Genomic DNA, 16,543 nt, shown 5'->3' with positions numbered 1-16,543 from the left:
GTTTTGAGCCCTTCCTCAATTCTTCGCTTAAAGGAATATTGGGTTCAGACATATCTCTCTTTCCATAAGAAGCGATTAGATTCTCATTATGCCTATATCTTTGCGGATGGGGTTTATATCCCTCGGGGGAAGGGGGAGAAATTGCGATATTGGTAGTGATTGGGGTAGAGAGTAAGTGCGGGGAGTCGGGAGGAGGCAGATAAAGGTTTTTTAAGATTTGCCGAGAGGTATTCTCTTTATCCGACGGCGGTTAATTGTTTATTAAAGGACCGGAAGGAATTGACCGCTTATTTTGATTTTCCGGCGGAGCATTGGCGCTAGATAAAGACTACGAATCCGGTGGAGTCATCATTTGCTCCAATAAAGATGAGGTTAAAGAAGGCGAAGCGGATAATAAGTGAGACTTCGGCATTGGGTTTAGTTTTTCAGTTAATGCTTAGGAGGGAAGCGCGGTGGCGGCGGATAGATTATCCGGAGTTAGTGGTGGAGGTGATTGAGAGGGGTAAGTGCGGGAAAGGTTTAAGGAGAAAAGATGAGGGAAGGGTTTAAAAATTTTCCACAAAATTTGACAATATCTCTCCCCGGGATTGGGCTATCATTTAGGCAGTTGATTAAACTATCAGTTAGGCTTCAGATTAAATCTATAATTAGACTTCTAATTAAACCTCCTATTAGACCCTTAATTAGATTGCCAATTATCCTTATTATTATTCCTAACTTTATTCTCCTTTTTAGACCCTTAATTTGCCCCGAGTTTAAACTGGTTATTAGCCCATCGGTTAGGGTTTATATTAGACCCCCGATGCCATCCCCTGTATGCTACACCCCATTTTATAAAGATAAATCCCTCCTGTTTGATAAAGGTTATGATTTAATGCCATTTTCGTTAAGTGCTAATTACCCGATAACACCTCCTCAATATCTCTTCTGATAATTATAAATCCGCCCCAGACGGATAACTCCAAAAAGGCAAAATCTTTAATTAACTTCTTCATAGCCCTCTATAATAAATACGAAAATATCCCCCAAAATGGGACACTAAATTTTTAGGCTAATTTTGGAAAATCTCTCCATCCGGCACGATTTTTGCTTATCCTCTTAAATTTTAATGAGCCCTTGACTTCGGTGAGGGTTGGATTATAATAATATATGATAGTCTCTCTTTATTCTTTCTTCGGGGCGGCGGTGAAGGGCGGAGTAAATAATAAAGAGATGGGGTATTGACTTTGATGAGATTTTTGTTACTATTAAGTTGGTATTACTTATCTCTATGTCCGATAGCGGAAAAGGATTTTGGGTAAGGCGAAAGACCCAAAAGGTAAATGGTGAAGCGGAAGGAGTTTTAATTTTAGCGATGCCAATAACATAAAAGATACTTTTGAAGGAGAGGTGTTATGGAACTTGAAGAGTTAAAGAAGAAGAAGGTCTCGGAACTTTACGAAATTGCCAAGTCTTTAGGGATTACCGATTTTAAGGAGAAAAAGAAGCAGGAGTTAGTTCTCTCTATCTTGGAGCACGAAAAGAAGAAGGAGGCTGGAGAAGAGGAGGCGATCTTGGTGAGTGGTGTCTTAGAGGTTTTAGAAGAGGGTTACGGGTTCTTGCGCTCCCCGGAGAATAGTTATCTAAAAAGCTCTAATGATATTTATGTCTCTCCCTCCCAGATTAAAAAATTTCGGCTGATGACCGGCGATACGATAAAGGGTTATGCCCGACCCCCGAAGAATAACGAAAGGTATTACGCCCTAATGAAAATCGAGACGGTTCAGGATGAACCCGTAGAGAAGTTGGTGGAACGGATCCCCTTTGAGGATTTAACCCCCCTTTATCCTATGGAGCGGATAAATCTGGAAGTGCCGGAAAAGAACGATTTCTCCCTTCGCATTATTAATCTTTTCACTCCCATTGGTAAAGGTCAGCGCGGGTTAATCGTCTCTCCGCCCCGGGCGGGCAAGACAGTCATTCTTCAGAAGATTGGTAACGCTATTGTCAGAAATCATCCGGAGATCTATCTCATCATTCTTTTGATTGACGAAAGACCAGAAGAGGTTACGGATATGGAACGGTCGGTTAAAGCCGCCGAAATTATCTCCTCTACTTTTGACGAAGTGCCCGAGCGTCACGTGGAAGTGGCGGATATGGTCTTAGAGAAGGCGAAACGTTTGGTGGAGGCAAAGAAGGATGTGGTCATCCTTCTGGACAGTATCACCCGAATGGCACGAGCGCACAATCTGGTGGTGCCCCATTCCGGACGCACGCTTTCCGGAGGGTTAGATTCCAATGCCCTCCAGAAACCCAAAAAATTCTTTGGGGCCGCTCGGAATATTGAAGAAGGGGGAAGTCTCACGGTGATTGCCACCGCCCTGATTGAAACCGGTTCGCGCATGGACGAAGTGATTTTTGAGGAGTTTAAGGGGACGGGTAATTTGGAATTGGTTCTGGACCGGAAGTTAGCGGAAAGGAGAATTTTTCCAGCAATTGACTTGCAGAAAAGCGGCACGAGGAAAGAAGAACTTCTCCTTTCCGAATTAGAATTGAATCGGGTCTGGATTATCCGACGGATGCTTTCCGAGATGACACCGGTGGAGATGATGGAATTTATCCTGGACCGAATGAAGCAGACGAAAGATAACTTAGAATTTTTGCAGTCAATGTCGGAAAAGTAGGAGGCGCTATGAAGAAGGGTATCCATCCCAAATATGTGGAATGCATCATCACCTGCGCCTGTGGCAATCAGATAAAAACCCGAGCGACCAAGCCGAAGATCAATGTTGAGATCTGTTCCCAATGTCATCCCCTCTTCACGGGAAAGCAGAAGTTGGTGGATACCGCCGGGCAGGTGGAGAAGTTCCGCCGGAAATGGCAGAAGAAGGAGACTCCTTCTGCGGAGTAATTGATTATGACCAAAAGGGTGAAAGATGTTGTCTCCCGTCTCCAGTCTTTAAGGGAGTTTCTTTGAGATTGAGAAGAAAGAAAAAGAGTTAAAAGAACTAAACGAAAAAATTGCCAATTTTTACAATAGTGAGAATTCTTATCCCCCGGAGGAAGGAGTTAAGATCTTGAAACAGATCCAAAAATTGAAAGAGACTATAGATAATTTTGTTAAGTTAGAAAAGGAGGCAAGAGACTTAGAAGAGTTAGCCGAACTTTTGGGCGAAGAGGCTTTGGATTTAGCAACGGATCTTACGAAGATAGAAAGAGAGATTCGGGATTTAGAGTTAAAAGCCCTTTTTCGGGAAGAGGATGATAGTAAGGATTGTATTCTTACCATTCATCCCGGAGCGGGTGGTTTAGAATCTTGCGATTGGGCGAATATGTTATTTCGGATGTATCTGCGTTTCATTGAGAAGAAGAATTTCACTTATCAGATTTTAAGTCTCCGGCCTAATGAAGGGGCGGGTATAAAAGAGGTGGTCTTGGAGGTGATGGGTGAAAATGCCTACGGCTTCTTAAAATCGGAAACCGGTGTACATCGGCTGGTGCGGATTTCTCCCTTTGATGCTAACGGTCGGCGGCATACTTCTTTCGCCTCGGTCTTCGTCCTGCCCGAAATCCCGGAAATTGAAATAAAGATTGAAGATAAGGATTTGAAAGTGGAAACCTTTCGGGCTTCGGGTCATGGCGGTCAGCATGTGAATAAGGCAGCGACCGCGGTCCGGATTACCCATATTCCCACGGGCATTCAAGCCTCCTGTCAAGAGGAACGTTCCCAATACTTAAATAAGGTAAATGCCTTAAAAATTCTCCGTGCCCGCTTGTATAATTATTATAAGGAGAAAGAAAAGGAGAAGATGGTGAAATACGAGGAGCAGAAGACCGAAATCGCCTGGGGACACCAAATCCGAAGTTATATCCTTTTTCCCTACCGTTTAGTAAAAGACCACCGAACCAATTACGAAACCAGTAAAGTAGAGGAGGTTTTGGATGGGGAGATTGAGGAATTTATCTTAGCCTATTTGAGAAAGCAAGTGAAAAAAGGGTAAAATGGAAGAGGTCGGTCGGGTGAAAGTGGTGAAGGCAAAGAGGGTGCTGGTAGAGATAAAGCCGAGCGGTTTTTGCGGGGGCTGCGGGCAAAGAGAAGGATGCGGTCTTCTTTTTTCTTCTGGGAAAAAGACGGTGGAGGCGAAAAATGATATTGGAGCGAAGGAAGGTGATTGGGTAAAATTAACTTTTAATGAAAAAAAGGAATTTTTTTCCTCTCTTCTCCTTTTTGGTCTCCCCCTTCTCTTTTTAATTATCGGTGTGATCTTTTTTAATCTTTGGGGTGGAGTCATTGGCATCTTTTTTGCCTTTTTTCTTTTAGGATTAGTAAACATCTTTTTTAAGAAAAGGGGGTTATTCTTACCGATCGTCACCGCAATCGTTAAGCAAAAAGAGGAGGAAAGATGAGGAAGGTTCTTCTCTATTTTTTTCTATTGGGAGGCCTTATTATGAGAGGCGGAGCTGGAGGTTTAGAAAAGGGAAAGGTTAATTACTGGCGAAATGGGACTTTCTCCCAACCGAATATTGATTTGAGCCGATTGCCGATGGGAAAAATTAGGGCAAAGGTTGATGGGCGGTGGCAGATTTTTTCTGTTCGCCAATTGCCCGAAGATTTTTTAAGGTGGAACTTTGCCAAAAGAATTGAGATGTTAGAAAATCTGAAAGCAGGGAAATCCCCTTCCCTGACCGGACCCCATTCGGGGATGGTGGCGAGTTACGGGGGAAGGAGAAGGGATAGTCAGTTCTCCATAAATTGTGCGGTAAAGGGGATTGGTTTCATTCCTAAGGAGGAGAAGTTAGATGAGATCATCAATCTTTTGAAGAATACGATTAGGGATTCAATCTCCCAGAAGATAAGCCGCTTGGAAAGCCTTTACCAAGCGGGGGAAGAGATTTTTGACCTCACCAAACAGACCTCCTTAGAGTTGTATTCCACACCGGATTTTGAGACCCATACTTTCCTCAACCAAATGGCAAATCCGGCAGTGGCGATTGTCTTTTTAGATTTCCCCTCTTACGAATTGAAGGCGCTAACGCAGCTTATTCATCCGGATAATCCCAAACTCACCCCTTACGAAAAGAAGGCGGTAGAATATATCAATTTGGTTCACGATTATTTTCATAGCGAATCGCCCAAAAAATCAATTGGTGTGATTTATCATATAATTGAGGTTTTTGATAACACACCGGGAAAAGCACGGGGGCAGAGGGTTGTCCCACCGAGGTCTTAATGAATTCGGAAAAAAGAGAAAAGATTTACGCCCTGGCCCAACCACCCGAGATCAAATCCCTACCACTGAGTGAGAAGGAGTTAGTGAGGAAGGCGAAGGAGGGGGACGAAAGGGCATTTGCGGATTTGGTCCAACGCTACGAGAAAAGAATTTATAATTTGGCTTACCGGATGCTCCAGAATGCGGAAGATGCCGCCGATGTTTTACAAGAGACATTTTTACGCGCCTTTCGCCATTTAAAGAAATTTAAGGAGAAATCAAGTTTCTATACCTGGCTCTACCGGATCGCCCTCAATGTCTCTTTGAGGAAATTGAAAAAAAGGCAGCGGGAAGGAGGCAAGGTATCAATTGAGGAGATGGGGGAGGAGAGACTGATCGCCCGGAAAGATGGGGGTAATGGAGCAGAAGTTTTGGATTACGAGTTTAGTCTGGAGGAGGAAATGAAGAAGAGAAGAATTATTGAAACGGTTCGCCGCGCCCTGGCGGAAGTACCACCGGATTGGCGTTCGGTATTAATCTTGCGGGATATGGAAGGTCTCTCTAATGAGGAGGTGGCGGAAGTTCTGAAGATCTCACTCCCGGCAGTAAAATCCCGGCTCCATCGGGGAAGGGTTTTTCTCCGAAATCTCCTCACGGAAAAGTTGGCGAAGTTATGAAGAGAAAAATTTCTTTTAAAAAAGAGTTGAACTGTCAGGATGTGAAGGCGATCATCTTTGAATATTTTGATAAGGAGATTAAGGAGGAGTTGCTTTACCAGATAGAAAGGCATCGGATGTCTTGCCTTGAGTGTACCAGATTGATTCGCTCTTATCGCCTTTTAATTAATGTTTTAAAGGCGATTGAAGAAAAAGAGGTGCCGGAGGAGGTCCACCGCAGATTACTACGGAGGATGGAAGAGATGAGTGATGAGTAAAGCGATTGTTAACTTGACATCTAAGTTTAATTGAATACAATGAGAAAAATGACGATCCAAGAAGCCTGGCAGGATTGTGTGGAAAAGATTTTAGCCCAGCCCTCCCGGATTTTGGTAATTGGAGAAACCACTACCGGTAAGACCTCTTTTGTGACAAGTCTTGCCCAAACGGGTTATAAGAAAGGGATAGAGACGGCAGTTTTAGATATGGATGTGGGGCAGTCCAATATCGGTCCGCCGACGACCATCGGCTTGGGATTCGTGAGAGAAGAGATCAATTCTTTATCGGAGATAAAGCCAGAAAAGATTTATTTCATCGGAAACACATCCCCTTTAGGGAAGGAACGGGAGTTTGCTCGGGGCTTGAAAGAGATCTTGCCCATCGCCCGAAAGGCGGAACTTTTGGTTGTGGAATCAGTGGCTTTCTTTAAGGACCAAGGTTTTCGGGATAAGATGTTGGCACTGGAAATAGAAATAATCAAACCGGATCACATCGTGGTGTTAAAAGTTGGTGTGCCGTATCAGGAAAATTCGCTGGCTGATGGAGGAAAGGTTTTCTCCCTTCCGGGGATGATTAAAAAAAGTAAAAGAAATTTGCTCCAGCGGAAGCGCTTTCGGATTGAATCCTGGCAGCGCTACCTGAAAGAAGGGAAGGTGTATAACCTTTCTCAGAAGCGCTTCTTAACGAATCCGGGGCGTGTGATAAAACATAGCCCATTTATTGGGCAGGCGGTGGGCCTTACCGATATGCAGGGTTCTCATTTAGCGGCTGGGGTGGTGTTTGAGAAAAACGAAGATAATCTTTTAGTCTTTGCCCCTCCGGTAAAAGGGATGGGTGAGGATAATCTAAATTTTATCTTTGGGGAAATAAAGGTGGAAGGGGGGGTTCTCAATTTTATCAAAGAAGAAGTGAATGAGAAAAAGAGTACCTTTTCTTAGGGAGGAGATATGAAAAAGTTTCTCTTCTTTATTTTCTTTTCCCCATTTTTATGGGGAGAGATAAGGATAAAGGATTTTTCCTATTCTTCTTTTTCTCTGGAAGTGATCACACCAAAACCGACCATTTCCCGAAAAGAACTACCCGAGGGAGTGTTTTCGGAAGTTAACTTTCCGGCGTCCGGGAGAACGGATATCATTGGCAAACCGCTTTTACCAATTTTCCGGGAGTTTATCGAAATTCCTGAAGGGGCAGAAGTGAAAATTTCGGTGAAGAATTACAAAAGAGAGGAGATAGGGTTAGATTTTCCCATCTGTCCTTTACAACCGCCCATTCCTAAGCCTGGGCCTCCACCACCTTGGACCAAAGATGAAGAATTTTACGGGCGTGACCAATTCTTTCCTGCGGAGATAGTTAATCTTGTCAGTTCCGGCTACATTCGGGCCCATCGGGTGGCGGTGTTAGAAATCTCTCCGGTTCGCTATAATCCCCAAAGAGGTATTATTGAATTCTATCCCTATCTGGAATTGGAAATTAAAACAGAAGGTGGTAATATCAGTAAGACCCTTGATAACCTAAGAAATTGGTATTCTTTACCTTTTGAAAAGCGCCTTTCTGATTTAATTCTTAACTACCGTTATTATGAAATTGACCCACCAAATTTACCAATTGGTTATTTGATAATCGTCCCGGACGAATGGTATAATAACATCTTACCTTTGGCGCAGTGGCGATGGCGGAAAGGTTATAAGACCTGGGTGAAGACCCTTTCTGAGGTCGGCGGTGGACAAGCCAACACTGTCCGGAATTATATTCTCAATGCCTATAATAACTGGCCAATAAGACCGACTTATGTCCTTTTGGTTGGCGATGTTGACCGGATTGGCTATTTTACCGGTCAGGGTGCTGGTTCGCCCCCAACCGATTTGAACTTTTCCTTAATGAATCCGGATGACTACTTCCCTGATATTGATGTCTCCCGGCTCTCAGTCGCCAATTCCGCCCAACTTGATAGTTTTGTCCAGAAGGTAATCAAATACGAGAAGAACCAATGGTTAACTACTCGGGAATGGTTAAAGAAATCTTATTTTATCGCCTCTTCGGATGGAGGAAATCATCAGGTCGCCGAAAGTACCCATAAGTATTGTATGCGGCTCCAGAGGAGATACGGGGTAATCTGCGATTCTCTATTCCTTTATTATAACTCCGGAACGCCAATTCCAGAAGCGATCAATGGCGGTCGGGCTTGGGTCACCTATTCTGGGCATGGTAGTACCGACCGATGGGCGGATTGCAACTTTACTTCGGATAATGTTCGGCAATTGACTAATTTAGATAAGGTTCCTTTCATTGGTACCTATGCCTGTCTTTCTGGTGATTACACATCTCAATCCTATCCGGAATGTTTTTCCGAAACTTGGATCCGAGTTGGTTATCGGGGAGCAATTAGCCATTATGCCTCAACGGTTACTTCCTATTGGGTTGAGGATGATACATTTGAAAGAAGGGTATTTGATGCGGCAATGGATTCTAACTTTTTCTGGGCGATGGGGATGGTTAATAAAGGTAAACTTGTCTATTTCCGCCAAATGGGCAATAATTCCACCACCCGAAGATATTTTGAAATGTATAATCTGATGGGTGACGGTGCAATTGATATCTATTGGGATATACCCCAGACGATTCAAGTTTCTCATCCCACGGTTATTCCGGTAGGTTCTTATCAATTACCAGTTTCGGTTCAGAGGCAAGGCCAGCCCGTGGTTGGGGCATTAGTCTGTGCTTCGGCAAAGAATGACACCACCTGTCATCGTTCCGCCTATACCAATCAATCAGGCTCAGTGGTCTTGAACCTCTACACCCAACAGCCGGATAGTATTTATATCACAGTGACCGGACACAATTTAGAAACTTATCTCGGAGCCTGTATCGCCACGCCGATGAACCGACCTTATGTTATTTATTTGCGCCATTTTATTGACGATGCTCCACCCAGAGGGAACGGAGATGGCATTCCCAATCCGGGAGAGGAATTGGAATTACCAACTTGGGTGAAGAACTGGGGAAATGTTACTGCCCAAGGGGTAATTGGGAAGTTTATTACGCGGGATCCCCAGGCCCAGGCATCGGATACGATTAAAAACTTCGGCAATATTCCCGGCCAGGATTCTGCCTTTACTGGAGCCAATGGCTATAATCTCTTAATTAACCTTGGTTTACCTAACGGGTATAACATCCCCTGCTCTTTAATCTGTCGGGATGCTTCGGACTCCACCTGGGTTTCTCCGATTACAATCACAGTTGGCACCCCAATTTTTGCTTACCAGAATTACTTCGTGAGTGATTCCCATGCCAGTCGTCCGAATAGAAGAATTGATCCGGGAGAGGAAGTTTTTCTTACGGTCGCGATTAAGAATAACGGTTTGGGACACGGATATAATGTTCGGGCGGTCTTAAAGGCTTATGATACCCTCTTTTTAGTACGTGACTCCATTGGTAATTATGGATTTATCAATCGGGATTCCATTGGAATTAATTCCCAGGACCGATTTGTCGTTTATGCCGATTCCCGGATAAGACCGGAAACTCAGGTTCTCTGTTCTTTATTTGTGACCGCAGATGGTGGTTATAGTCAGAAGTTAGGTTTTACGATTGGAATTGGTGTCTTAACCATTACCGATCCGATTCCCGATGGAGACCCGGCAATCTATTATGCCTATGATGATATTGATACCTTCTATATCCAACATCCAACTTATCGCTGGATTGAACTGAGAAACCGGGGAACCCAACTGCCCATCACTTCGGATGACCAGACGATAAGAATTCCCTTACCCTTTGTCTTTAAGTATTATGGGCAAAGATTCGCGGAATCGCTTTCCGTTTGCAGCAACGGTTGGATAATGCCCGGAAGGACAACTTCAACGGTTTATACCAACCAGCCACTTCCGGACCCAACATCAAGTAATCCCCATTCTATGATTTGCGTCAATTGGGATGATTTATATCCGCCCTATGGTAATAGAATGTGGTATCTCTACGAACCCGATTCGCACAGATTCATTATTGAATGGGATTCAGTCCATTACTTCTCTCCCAATACCCAGTGGGATAAATTTGAGGTTATCGTTTATGATACGACCGTTCCCACGCCAACTGGTGATAATAAGATTGTCTTCCAGTACTATACCGCGAATAACTACATCTCCAATACCGTTGGAATTGAAAATAACACATCCACTCGTGGTATTTGTGGACTTTACAACGGCACTTACCATCGGGCACAGGCACCTTTAGTTTCCGGAAGGGCGATTAGTTTTGTTACCGGAGAACCGGTGATTGGCATCACCGACTTTTCATTTAAGAGTAGAGAACGCAAATCCGAAATTTATCCGACGCTCCTTTTTGGCTTCAGATTAAATTCTCTCATTTTGGAGAAAGAGGAAGAGGTGACAGTCTACGATGCAACGGGCAAGATTGTGGCGGAAAAAGGAAAAGGAAGAAGTGGAGTAATTGAGAGATTGCCGGCGGGAATATATTTCTTAAAAAAGGAGGGAAGGAAGAAGGAGATTGGTTATAAGATAGTCATTCTCCGCTGATAACTTGACTTATTTAGGGAATTAGGTATAATAAAAGTTAAATATGGTATGAAGAAAGCTGGGAAACTTATTTATGGAGGAGAGAAATGAGAAGGATACTTCCTTTGTTCTTTATCTTTTTAAGCCTCTGGGCTGGTAATTGGCCGGAAAAGCCCTGGCTCTCCGACGGTAAAGTGATACCGCAAAATGGCACAACACGCACCTCTTACTACGCGGAAATATCTTATTTTCATCCCGAAGAAATTTCCCCGGTTGCTATCAGAGTATTTATTGATGGCAACCCCTACGAATTAAGTTTGAAGAGAGGGAAATCTTGGAAAGGTGTCTATCGCTCTGCTCCCATTACCTTACCTCCGGGAGAGCATTCCTTCTATTTTCTTTGTGAGGATGAGAAGGGTCAGATCGACCGCTTTCCCAGATACGGAGAGAAGAAAGGTCCATTCGTTGGTTTAAGAACAAAATATAACCGAAAACCAGTCTTGTCCGAAGGAGGCGTCTATTTTGATTACGGCGACGAGAAGGATATTTACACCTTTACCGTGAAATATTATGACCCGGACTGCAATCCACCCCGGAGTGTTATTGCCGTGGTTAATGCGGTAGAATGCACAATGTCTCTTCATAAAGGAAAACCCTCCAATGGGATATATTTGGTCAAGAGAAAGATGAGGGGTTTTCCTAACGCCTATTACTTCTACGCGGAAGATTTTAATGGGGCAAGGATAAGTCTTCCGGGAGTCGGTTTCATTCGGGGCCCGAAAGTGGAGAAAGCAGAGAACGAAGACCCAATTTTAGCCGACTGGCGAGTAGAACCAAATCTCGGGGGACCAGAAACAGAATACACTTTCTATTTGAGATATAAAGATCCCGATTTTGATCCTCCTTCCATCATTCAGGTGGTGATAAACGATACCCCCTATCAAATGAAATTCCACCGCGGAAAGAAATGCGATGGAATTTATATTTTTAGAACGCGCCTCTTAGAAAGTTTAGATAATCGGTATTATTTTTATGCGGAAGATGGTAGAGGTGGTTTGAGAAGAGTTCCAGAAAGGGGGGCTTTCCACGGACCGGTGGTGATTAGATAAGGAGGGATGATGAATAGTAAGATTAAGAAGATATTTCTTACCATCTTTCTTTTCTTTCTCACTTTCATTTTCTTTTTCGGCTCCAGTTGCGGCAATAAACCCCCTAAGGTACCGACGGTTTCCGGACCGAGTGAAGCCTACCAGTGGAGTGCACCACTTTTTTCCTTTACAACCACTGATCCCAATAAGGATAAGGTGATTTATATCATTGATTGGGGAGATAATTCACCGATGGAGACGACCAGTGAATATAATAGTGGCGAAACCGCTTATGTTGACCATCAATTTATCACAGCCCAAACTTTCTCGGTGAAGGCGAAGGCAATGGATATTAAAGGGAATATTCAAGAAGAGTGGTCTACTCCATTTTCTATCACAATTTTACCCAATGGAAGGCCGACGAAGCCAACAATCACTTCGGTCATTCCTAATCTCCAAAGTGTGGCTACTGGGGAATCCGCTTACTTTGTCGTTAGCGGGTCAAATGACCCGGATGGTGATAGTATCCAATACCAATTCATTTGGAAAAAAGGTGCGGTAATTACTAGTCCTCTAATGGCGGGGGGTGGTTCTTTTCTGGCGGGTTATAATTTTCCCGAAGCCGGTAATTATAATATAAAGGCAATTGCCATAGATAAGAAAGGTGCGATATCGGATTCGTCTGACTCATATCAAATAACCGCTCTTGATGAAGGAAGTGTTATTGCTACATTTTTAGATACGATTGTCGGAATTGGGGATTTCCGCTCGCCAGCAATCTTCATCAGTGCCGCCGAGTCAGTTTTGGTTCTTAGTGCGCCGATGACCGATGAGCCAAGTTATTATTCCTTATTCCAATTAAATCTGAAGACCTTGAAGAAGGCACGTGCCGATGGTTTAGGAGAAGACTATGTCTACGATGGCACGGTGGCGATTGATGAGTTGGGCAATATCTATGTGGCAAATGATGAGAGCCGACTTTACTCCCGTTCCAGTAATTTAGGACCCCGTTGGCGCTATCCTAACTATGAGGATTCCACACTTGATATTTCTACTGCCCCGGCGCTTGTTGGTAATTATGTCGTATTTGGTACCGGTAGCGAGAGGAAACTCTATATCCTAAACCGGGATAACGGCACAGTAGCAGCTACGGTTTCGGTGGGAAGCGGTGTTAGGTCTTCGCCGGTGATTAATTCTGCTGGTCAGATAATTTTTGCCGATGAGATTGGTTATTTATGGAAAGTGACAACCACTGGTACGGTGAAATGGAAGATTTTCTTGGGTGGTCCTTTTGATGCTGCACCCTGTCTCTCTGGTAATATGGTTTATATTCCCAACAGCACCACTAACGGAAAACTTTTTGCGGTTCAAGACCTTGGTGATTCTGCCCGGAAGGTTTGGGAATATACTTCTGGTCATAGTGTCAGTTCTTCACCGGTAATCGGTACGGATGGTTATCTCTACTTTGGCGATGATGAAGGTTATATTCATGCGGTTGACCCTAATACCGGTCAGGCGAAAGGTGGCTATCCAATTCAATTGACCGATCGATTGGGTAGTCCAATTACCATCACCTCAACTCCGGCTTTTGCTCAGGATGGCATTTTCTATATCCTGGCTTATGATGAAGGGATACTTTTCGCGGTAAATATTGACGGAACGGTTAGATGGTATAAAGATTTAGGAATCGGTGGAAAAATAAAGAAGATGGCTTATGAGGATGTTGATCCCTCAGTGATTATTGGTCCGGATGGCACAATCTACTGTCCAACCGCGGAGGCGGTCTTTGCAGTAAAAGGAAGAACGACTGGCACACCAGCGAATACCCCTTGGCCCAGATGGCGCCATGATAATCGGAATACCGGCAATGCGGGAACAGCACCGACGCGTTAAGGATTAAAAGAAGGAGGAGGGGAGAGGATTTTTCTCCCCTCCTTTATTTTTTTATGTTCAAGAATTTAGCATCAAAGCCAGAGATAAAAAAGTTAATCAGAAAAGCCTTAGAAGAAGATATCGGGAGAGGTGATTGGACATCCGAATATTTGCTAAAAGGGGAGGAAAGGTGTCGGGCGGTGATTAGGGCAAAGGAAGGAGGGGTTTTGGCCGGAATAGAAATTTGTCAATTGGTATTTAAGTCCTTGGATAAAGATATAGTATTTAGACCGAAGAAGAGAGATGGGGAAGAATTTAAAAAAGGAGAGGTCTTAGCGGTGATAAAGGGAAAGGCAAAAGCAATTCTTTCCGCAGAAAGGGTAGCGTTAAATTTTTTACAGAGGATGTGTGGTATCGCTACTCTCACCCGGAAATTTGTTGAGAAAACAAGAGGCACAAAAGCAAAAATTATGGATACCAGAAAGACCACCCCCTTATTGAGAATTTTAGAGAAGTATGCGGTAAAGGTCGGTGGGGGAAAAAATCACCGTTTTGGACTTTTTGATATGATTCTAATTAAGGATAACCACTTAAAATTGGTTAAGGGGATAGAAGAGGCACTGGCACGGGTAGAGAGGAGAAATAAGAAGGGATTACCCGTTGAGATTGAAGTTAAAAACTTAAAAGAATTCCTAATTGCCCAAAAGGTTGGAGCGGAATTGATTATGTTGGACAATATGAGTTTGAAAGAGATAAGGGAAGCAGTGAAAAGGAAAAGACCGGGAGTAAAATTAGAGGTTTCGGGCGGGGTGAACTTAAAGAATGTGCGGGCAATCGCTAAGACTGGAGTTGATTACATCTCCGTTGGCTCTTTAACCCATTCGTTTAAGGCGATAGATATTTCTTTGGATATTCTTTGAGGAGAAAGGGTGATTCTTTTAGTAAGAAGAAAATAGTCTCCCATAACGATATCAAAAAATTTGATATCGTTTTCAAAGAAGGGGAAAAGGATAATCATTTTTTTCTGCCAGCCAGAATTAATCGCCACCGAATATACATTGGAAATTTTTGCTGTCAAATGAACTTCTGATTTTTCGATTAAACATATACTTTCAAATTAATCTCCTTAGGAGAGGAAAATTGTTTTTATACCATTTTCAACTATAAATATATACTTTGGCGAACTAATTTCGGAACTTGAAAATTATAGTTGACAAAAGGGAGTAGTTTTGTAGAATAAGACAGAAAATAACTTAATAAGGGAGTAGATATGGCGAGACATTGTGAGATATGCGGAAAGGTCGGTATGACTGGTCATAATATCAGTCATGCCCATAACGTAACTAAGAGGAGATTTGAGCCAAATTTGCAAAGGGTGCGGGCAAAGGTGGAAGGAAAAGTAAAAAAGATTTGGGTTTGCACCCGTTGTATTAAGGCGGGAAAATTTGAAAAGGCATAAACAGGTGAAATTCATCTTTGTGCTATTTTTGAGGAGGGTATTTTGAAATTCTTAATTACTGGGATTACGGGTTTTGTTGGTAGCCATTTGGCGGAATATTTGTTATCCTTAGGTAAAGATGAGGTCTTTGGGATTTATCGCTGGCGGTCGCGAATGGAAAATATCTCCCACCTTTCAGATAAAATTTCCCTTTTGGAATGCGACCTTAAGGATCCGGTGGCGGTGCGAGAAGTGATAAGGAAGATAAAGCCGGATGGGATCTTCCATTTAGCCGCCCAGAGTTATGTCCCAATGTCCTGGATAGCACCCCAGGAGACCTTGACCACTAATATCATATCCCAGCTTAATATCTTTGAGGCGGTGCGGGCGGAAAATTTGGATTGCCGGATTCAAATTGCTGGTTCTTCAGAAGAGTACGGAATGGTTTATCCGAATGAAGTGCCAATAAAGGAGACTAACCCTTTGCGTCCTTTAAGCCCTTATGGTGTGAGTAAAGTCGCCCAGGACCTTTTGGGTTATCAGTATTTTATGAGTTACGGCATAAAAGTTGTTCGCACAAGAGCTTTTAATCATGAAGGACCGAGGAGGGGTGAAGTTTTTGTCACTTCCAATTTCTGTAAACAGATTGCGGAGATTGAAAAAGGGAAAAGAGAGCCGGTGGTTTATGTAGGTAACTTAGAGGCGGTGCGGGATTTCACCGATGTTCGCGATACCGTGCGGGCTTACTATCTGGTCTTATTAAAGGGAAAACCAGGAGAGGTTTATAACATTTGCAGTGGTAAAGGTTATAAAATTAAAGAGATTTTGGATATCATCCTCTCTTTAAGTAAAGTGAAGGTGGAAGTTAAAGTTGACCCCCAGAGGCTTCGTCCTTCCGATGTGATGCTTTTGTTAGGCGATGCGACAAAGATTCAAACCGAGTTAGGTTGGAAACCAGAGATACCGATTGAGAAGACTCTAAATGATCTTTTAGATTACTGGCGGGAGAGGGTTTAAAAAGCCCCTTTCTGTGGCTTCTTCTAATAGGAGGATGGAGAAAATCTTAATTACCGGGATTGAAGGTTTTGTTGGGCATCATTTGACATTTCATCTCTTGAAAAGAGGTTATGAAGTCTTTGGCTTCCATCTTCTTCCGGTCCGAGAGCCTTTTCCCGAAGTGAGATATTTCCAATGTGACATCTTGGATTTTGAGAAGTTGCCATCACTTCTTAAAGAAATCAAACCAGATGGCATATTCCATTTGGCAGCGGTTAGTTCGGTCGGTTATTCTTTTACTCATCCCGAGGAGACATTACGCGTGAACTTTATTGGGACATATCATCTCCTCCGGGCACTTTTGCTATCTTCCCTTTCTCCTCGGATCATTTTGATCTCCTCCGCTGATGTCTACGGCAGGGTAAGAGATAAAAAGCCGATAAAAGAAAGTTATCCCTTAAACCCCATCTCCCCCTACGGTATTTCCAAATTACTGGCGGAGGAATGCGGA

16 protein-coding genes are annotated in these 16,543 nt (G+C 43.3%); all 16 read left to right on the top strand.

Annotated features, from left to right (window positions below; translation table 11 throughout):
• The first annotated feature begins 366 nt into the window (after positions 1-366).
• Positions 367-549: a hypothetical protein gene (locus ABIL00_07120; protein ID MEO0110527.1), complete on the top strand. Its 183-nt coding sequence runs from the start codon at positions 367-369 to the stop codon at positions 547-549.
• 845 nt (positions 550-1,394) lie between these two features.
• Positions 1,395-2,663 carry a transcription termination factor Rho gene (gene rho, locus ABIL00_07115; GenBank protein ID MEO0110526.1) on the top strand — a complete coding sequence of 423 codons (1,269 nt, stop codon included), beginning with the start codon at positions 1,395-1,397 and terminating at the stop codon, positions 2,661-2,663.
• Positions 2,664-2,671: 8 nt separating this feature from the next.
• Positions 2,672-2,890: a 50S ribosomal protein L31 gene (rpmE, locus tag ABIL00_07110; protein ID MEO0110525.1), complete on the top strand. Its 219-nt coding sequence runs from the start codon at positions 2,672-2,674 to the stop codon at positions 2,888-2,890.
• Positions 2,891-2,896: 6 nt separating this feature from the next.
• Positions 2,897-3,980 (top strand): peptide chain release factor 2 gene (gene prfB / locus ABIL00_07105; GenBank protein ID MEO0110524.1). Its coding sequence is split into 2 segments (ribosomal slippage): positions 2,897-2,953 and positions 2,955-3,980, totalling 1,083 coding nucleotides; the frame shifts between segments, so codons are not numbered across the junction.
• Between the two features lies 1 nt (position 3,981).
• Complete coding sequence (locus tag ABIL00_07100) at positions 3,982-4,386, top strand: SoxR reducing system RseC family protein (GenBank protein MEO0110523.1); 405 nt, start codon at positions 3,982-3,984, stop codon at positions 4,384-4,386.
• 41 nt (positions 4,387-4,427) lie between these two features.
• Entirely contained in the window at positions 4,428-5,210 is a 783-nt protein-coding gene (locus ABIL00_07095) for a hypothetical protein (protein MEO0110522.1), read from the top strand.
• Positions 5,210-5,866: a sigma-70 family RNA polymerase sigma factor gene (locus tag ABIL00_07090; GenBank protein ID MEO0110521.1), complete on the top strand. Its 657-nt coding sequence runs from the start codon at positions 5,210-5,212 to the stop codon at positions 5,864-5,866. The genes ABIL00_07095 and ABIL00_07090 overlap by 1 nt, the downstream gene beginning before the upstream one ends.
• A complete protein-coding gene (locus tag ABIL00_07085) occupies positions 5,863-6,123 on the top strand; it encodes a hypothetical protein (GenBank protein MEO0110520.1) in 261 nt (86 codons plus the stop codon). Before ABIL00_07090 ends, ABIL00_07085 begins: the two co-directional genes overlap by 4 nt.
• Positions 6,124-6,162: 39 nt before the next feature.
• Positions 6,163-7,062 carry a Clp1/GlmU family protein gene (locus ABIL00_07080; protein ID MEO0110519.1) on the top strand — a complete coding sequence of 300 codons (900 nt, stop codon included), beginning with the start codon at positions 6,163-6,165 and terminating at the stop codon, positions 7,060-7,062.
• Between the two features lie 9 nt (positions 7,063-7,071).
• Positions 7,072-10,659, top strand: a complete 3,588-nt coding sequence (locus tag ABIL00_07075; GenBank protein ID MEO0110518.1) for a C25 family cysteine peptidase — start codon at positions 7,072-7,074, stop codon at positions 10,657-10,659.
• A gap of 86 nt (positions 10,660-10,745) precedes the next feature.
• The gene (locus ABIL00_07070; protein MEO0110517.1) at positions 10,746-11,747 is read left to right on the top strand and encodes a hypothetical protein; all 1,002 of its coding nucleotides are present in this window, start codon (positions 10,746-10,748) and stop codon (positions 11,745-11,747) included.
• Positions 11,748-11,756: 9 nt separating this feature from the next.
• A complete protein-coding gene (locus ABIL00_07065) occupies positions 11,757-13,619 on the top strand; it encodes a PQQ-binding-like beta-propeller repeat protein (protein MEO0110516.1) in 1,863 nt (620 codons plus the stop codon).
• 53 nt (positions 13,620-13,672) lie between these two features.
• Entirely contained in the window at positions 13,673-14,518 is an 846-nt protein-coding gene (nadC, locus tag ABIL00_07060; protein MEO0110515.1) for a carboxylating nicotinate-nucleotide diphosphorylase, read from the top strand.
• A gap of 350 nt (positions 14,519-14,868) precedes the next feature.
• A complete protein-coding gene (gene rpmB, locus ABIL00_07055) occupies positions 14,869-15,057 on the top strand; it encodes a 50S ribosomal protein L28 (GenBank protein MEO0110514.1) in 189 nt (62 codons plus the stop codon).
• Between the two features lie 42 nt (positions 15,058-15,099).
• Complete coding sequence (locus tag ABIL00_07050; GenBank protein ID MEO0110513.1) at positions 15,100-16,053, top strand: GDP-mannose 4,6-dehydratase; 954 nt, start codon at positions 15,100-15,102, stop codon at positions 16,051-16,053.
• Positions 16,054-16,087: 34 nt separating this feature from the next.
• The coding region (locus tag ABIL00_07045) for a GDP-mannose 4,6-dehydratase (GenBank protein ID MEO0110512.1) at positions 16,088-16,543 on the top strand (456 nt) is incomplete at its 3' end.

The sequence above is a fragment of the candidate division WOR-3 bacterium genome (assembly GCA_039801905.1).
GTDB lineage: Bacteria > Hydrothermota > Tepidihabitantia > Tepidihabitantales > JBDRVQ01 > JBDRVQ01.
Note: the sequence above shows the minus strand (reverse complement) of the source record. Positions and strands in the feature narration are given on the sequence as shown.